1 protein-coding gene and 1 pseudogene are annotated in these 1,144 nt (G+C 51.7%); both read right to left on the reverse strand.

Translation table 11 applies throughout. The features are described from left to right. Positions 1-64: 64 nt before the first annotated feature. Entirely contained in the window at positions 65-286 is a 222-nt protein-coding gene (locus BG74_RS06755) for a hypothetical protein (protein WP_066597442.1), read from the reverse strand. Between the two features lie 329 nt (positions 287-615). Continuing rightward, positions 616-1,144 (reverse strand): annotated as a pseudogene (locus BG74_RS06760) (hypothetical protein); the annotation flags it as partial.

A 1,144-nucleotide genomic window follows, 5' to 3' on the forward strand; every position in this document is an offset into this window, starting at 1 on the left:
CAGCCACTCGGGATTATGCTGCGGATTCGGCACGTTGCCTTCAATAACAAACAAGGTGTCCTATTTAATATCCATGTGCGGCATGGGGCGTTGAGCTACTCTTCGGTATAAGGGAAGGGTAGCCGGGACGAGCAAATAGGGAAAAAACATCCGCGCTTTCCACCACACGGCCGCAGCACATAACAATAACCCACTCCACCATCTCCTCCACCACGACAAGATCGTGGGTCACCAGGATAATCGAAATGCCGAGCGTCTGTTTCAGTTGCTTCCTCAACTCAAGCACCTCTGTTCCTGGATGGTGACATCCAGAGCAGTGGTTAGTTCATCAGCGATAAGCAGGTCAGATATAGGTAAACAGCGGCATCGCAATCATAACCCGCTGTCGCATTCTGCCAGAAAGCTGGTATGGGTGGGTAATCCCGCACGCTCCGTTCCGACGAAGGAGAATGTCACCAGGTACAGCCAGCGCCTCGACGGCGTGTCTTGCCGCAACGCGACGCGACATGCCGTGATGCAGGGATAGCCTCGGATAATTGTGAAACCTACGGTGAAAATGCGATTCAGCGAGTCATCAGCTCTTGAAAGATAATAGATATATGGTTACCGCGCTGGTCAATCATCTCTTTTTCCGAAATAAGCAAGCAACGGCCGCAAACCAATCGTCACGCCGGTAATTCTCCCCGATTTCTCAATCAAACGCATAATGGATAGGTAAGTTTGCCTTTTGCCGTAACCGGACTTACCGACAAATAGCCAGCTTCTCTCCCGCCTGAACCTGGAACCTGACGCCATCAACGGCCGCACCACACCGTCTTCGGTGTCATAGACCATTTGCAGGTCGTGAGCATCAATGAGTGGTTTTAGCCTGGTCATCCATCGCTTAACCATCCTCGCGCACAATAAGATTGCCATAAGCGTCCACCCGACCGATTTGTCACGGCAGCAGATAGTGGCTGCATCCAATTGTTCGATGGTGGATATAGCGCATACCCATAAATACTGCTTAATTGTGCAGCCCTCGGCCGGCACCTGTTCTGCATCAAGCCAGGCGACAGCGACGGCGTTCAGTTCGCTAAATGCACGCGCCAAACGTTCAAGATCATAATCTGGCGCCCGCAGGATACAAGTCACGAAAAAACCA

This window comes from Sodalis-like endosymbiont of Proechinophthirus fluctus, assembly GCF_001602625.1.
Taxonomy (GTDB): Bacteria; Pseudomonadota; Gammaproteobacteria; order Enterobacterales; family Enterobacteriaceae.